This is a genomic window from Faecalicatena fissicatena, from assembly GCF_016900595.1.
Lineage (GTDB): Bacteria > Bacillota > Clostridia > Lachnospirales > Lachnospiraceae > Claveliimonas > Claveliimonas intestinigallinarum.
Window position 1 is genome coordinate 1 of record NZ_JACLYY010000025.1, and the last position, 3714, is coordinate 3714.

Sequence of the window (3714 nt, forward strand, 5' to 3'; positions counted from 1 at the left end):
ATGCTCTACCATCTGCGGGATCAGGTATCGAAGTTCCGACAGCTCCTCAGCAGCGGCGGAACGATCACCTTTGACAGCGTCATCGGTGACGGGGATCTGGAGAAGCCCCAGCGGCTGGCGAATCAGCTCAGCCGGATGCGGGACCGGACGGACAAGGATATCTTCGTGGCCCTTTATCTGGCTATGGCGGATCTGCGGAACCTGGACCCCGCTGCCCGAATCGTTCCATCTATTTTTTTCCAACCCCACTTCCACAACTACCACTGCACTCTGGGCGCGAACGACCAGAACCGGGCGGTGCTGGACTCCCCGGAGTATCAGGAGCTGCGGGACTTCTCCCCCCTCAAGGGCTTCAAGTATATCAAAACGTTTACACCCCTGCGCCGTCCCACCACCTCCACCGGGGCGTGTGTGCGATTCATGCAACGCCAGATTGACGAGTGGAAACCGGGCCAGGAGCCGCTGACAATCCCCGACGAGCTCACCGAACGGGTCCTGAACCGGAACTACATGGTGGACTGGCAGGACCGACTGTTTCAGGATTCGGTGCTGGTCCGCTTTGAGGACGGCAAGCTGAATCCGAAAGCCACCTTTACCGCCCTGGCAGCCTTTTTGGACCTACCCTATACGAAGAGCATGACCTACTGTTCCCGCAACGGCGAGCGGGACCCGGAGTCTTTGAAGGGAAATGACCGGGGCTTTGACCCGGCGGCCATCTACCGGACCTATGAGGAGTACCTGGGCCGGGAGGAGCGGGTGTATCTGGAGTATCTGATGGGAGACGTATACCGGCGCTACGGCTATGATTTTCAGTATTACGACGGCGCGCCCATGGACGAAGAGGCGATGAACGCGCTGGTCGGCAGGCTGCACGGCTGCACGGACCTGATCCTGGCCTCCTATAAAAAGGCAATGGAGCACAAGGTGTTTTTCGAGGGGGAGGACCCGGAACAGCGGCGGCAGGAGATCTTGACCGAGATCGGGGAAAACATGGCGGCCAAGCGGCGGGAGATCGCAGGCGTTTTGATGCGGGGGCTGCGGTTCGTCAACAAAAACGGCGCGCCGCTGAACTTCATGCCCCTTTTGGAGCTGGACCCGGCGCTGCTGGAACAGCCGCTGTATCACTGAGGAGGAGGACATGGAACACAAGGGAACCGTATATTTTTTCACCGGCCTGTCTGGGGCGGGGAAGACGACCGTGGGCAGCCTGTTCTACCAGCGGCTCAAAAACACCAAGCCCAATGCGGTCTATCTGGATGGGGACGAAATCCGGGTGGCCTTCGGCGAGGATGTGGGCTACACCAACGATGAGCGCCTGCGCTGGGCGGGCCGGATCTTCCGGGTGTGCAGGCTGCTCTCCGACCAGGGTATCGACGTGGTGTGCTGCTCCATCGCCATGTTTGACACTGTGCGCCGCTGGAACCGGGAGCATATTCCAAATTACAAGGAAATCTATATCCGGGTCAAAAAAGAGACCCTCATCCAGCGCAACCAGAAGGGCCTCTATACCGGGGGGCGCAATGTGGTGGGGGTGGATCTGCCCTTTGACGAGCCCCAAAGCCCCGACCTTGTGCTCCAGAACGACGGGGAGCGCACTCCGCTGGAGCTGGTAGAGGAGATCGAAGGGGCGCTCTACCCGAATATCGTGGAGCACCCCATCGACAATACCGATTACTGGAACCTGTATTATCAAAACAAGCTCTGCCCCACCAGCCCCTCCCCCTTCGCCCGGTATGTGTCCACCCTGGTGGAGCCGGGGCGGACGCTGGCGGAGCTGGGGTGCGGCAACGGGCGGGACGCCCTCTACTTTGCCTCTCTGGGGCTGGACGTGGTGGCGATGGACCTGTCTGAGGCGGCCATCGGCATGCTCCGGCAGCAGCCGGTCCCACACGCCCGGTTCGTATGCGGCGACTTCGTCAGCCACACCCTCCACCAGCCGGAGAGCTATGACTACGCCTACAGCCGCTTTACCATCCACGCCATCAACCAGAAGCAGGAGCGGATGCTCCTGGGGAGCATGGCCCGGGCCCTCAGGCCGGGCGGAAAGTTCTTCATCGAGGTGCGCAGCGTCCATGACCCGCTCTACGGCAAGGGGGAGGCGCTGGAGCGCAACGCCTTTTTCTACGACAACCACTACCGCCGTTTTCTTGTGCTGGACGAGCTGACCGAGGCCCTCCGGCAGGCCGGCTTCCGCATCGAGTACGCCAGGGAACAGACCGGCTTCGCCCCCTACGGCAACGACGATCCCCCCGTCATCCGCGTTGTGGCGGTGAAGAATTGAGGAGGCGGTTTTTATGACCTGTCCCGCGGATCTGCATACCCATACCACCGCGTCAGACGGGCAGTATACCCCGTCCCAACTGGCCGCCAAGGCCCTGGCGGCCGGAATCCAGATTCTGGCGGTCACCGATCACGACACCATGGACGGCGCGGAGGAGGCCGTCCGGGCGGGACAAGCCTGCGGATTGACGGTGCTCCGCGGGGTGGAGCTGGGGGCCCGGGAGGACCGTCACATGCACATACTCGGCCTCAATCTGGGCCCCGAGTGTCCCGCCCTGGCGGAGCTCTGCCGCAGGCTCCGCGCCAGCCGGGAGGAGCGGAAATACCGCATCGCCGCGTTTCTCCGCGGGAAGGGGCTGGACGTGCCGCTGGAGGAGGTGGAGGCCCTCGCCGGCGGCGGAGTGGTCGCCCGCCCCCACTTCGCCCGGGTGATGCTCCGGCGCGGGTATGTCTCCTCCCTCCGGGAGGCCTTCGACCGCTATCTGGACACGGACGAATACCAGCGCATTGAGCGGTGGAAGGCCGGCGCCCCGGAATGCATCGCGGCCATCCATGACGCGGGCGGAAAGGCGGTTCTGGCCCATCCCTGCCAGCTCGGCTGCTCCCACGGGCGCCTGGAGGAAATCCTCCGTGCACTGAAGGACGCGGGGCTGGATGGGATTGAGTGCTTTTATCCCCGGCATTCCCCCGAACAGACCGCCGCCTATCTGCGCCTTGCAGACAAATACGGCCTCCATATCACGGGGGGCAGCGATTTCCACGGGGAGGCCGTCCGACCAGATACCTTCCTTACCCCCATTCCCCTCAACCTCGACTGGCTGGGAACCTTCCAAAATGCCCAGCTAGTCCCCAATTGATTTACGTACGGTGTTACAAATGGCGTTTGGCATGGTATGATGGATTTCTCGATTAGATAAAGGTAGGTCAGAACAGGTATGTATCCGGGGCTTTCTTCATCTGAAATAGCATGACAGAGCAGTATGTCGGCTTCGGTTATCAGGCGACAGAACTGGAACTGCACTTCCGAACCGCCAGCCCGAAAGGGCGGCGTACGGAAGTGCAGTTCTCTTTTTTACACCAAGCGCAGAGGCTGCGGCCTATGTGCTTTCTCCTGTCAGAGAAAAATATCTATCTTCCTATATAGTTCAGCCCGGCAGGTAAACAGATGCCCTAATTCACCCCGACCAATCACCCTGCTCTACTGCGCTTTCGCCGCACCGAAATAGTTCCCGCAGCTTGGTCTACCTTATCCGCCTGTTCTATCTCTCCCAACGTCTTTCGCAACAGAAACCCTACCGGAAGTAATAGCAGATTCAAAAAGATGGCATATCCGAGAGACAGGCATGCTACATTTAGGGCAATCCCTAATTCCTCCAGATTACCGCCACCCAGGCTGTGCATCATTTTAATCAGACCTGTCTCTTATACACATCT

Annotated in this window: 3 protein-coding genes; all 3 read left to right on the top strand. The window is 60.6% G+C overall.

The features are described from left to right. On the top strand, positions 1-1128 hold a 1128-nt coding region (locus tag H7U36_RS14900; protein ID WP_330637162.1), incomplete at its 5' end, for a hypothetical protein. 10 nt (positions 1129-1138) lie between these two features. Beyond that, the gene (locus H7U36_RS14905) at positions 1139-2281 is read left to right on the top strand and encodes an adenylyl-sulfate kinase (protein WP_205156418.1); all 1143 of its coding nucleotides are present in this window, start codon (positions 1139-1141) and stop codon (positions 2279-2281) included. Between the two features lie 13 nt (positions 2282-2294). Further along, a complete protein-coding gene (locus H7U36_RS14910) occupies positions 2295-3137 on the top strand; it encodes a PHP domain-containing protein (protein ID WP_087358787.1) in 843 nt (280 codons plus the stop codon). The last annotated feature ends 577 nt before the right edge of the window (positions 3138-3714 follow it).

What these genes read in the sequence shown, in the direction of transcription:
- H7U36_RS14910 (WP_087358787.1), top strand. Translation starts at nt 2,295, where the DNA reads ATGACCTGTCCCGCGGATCTGCATACCCATACCACCGCGTCAGACGGG.
- H7U36_RS14905 (WP_205156418.1), top strand. Translation starts at nt 1,139, where the DNA reads ATGGAACACAAGGGAACCGTATATTTTTTCACCGGCCTGTCTGGGGCG.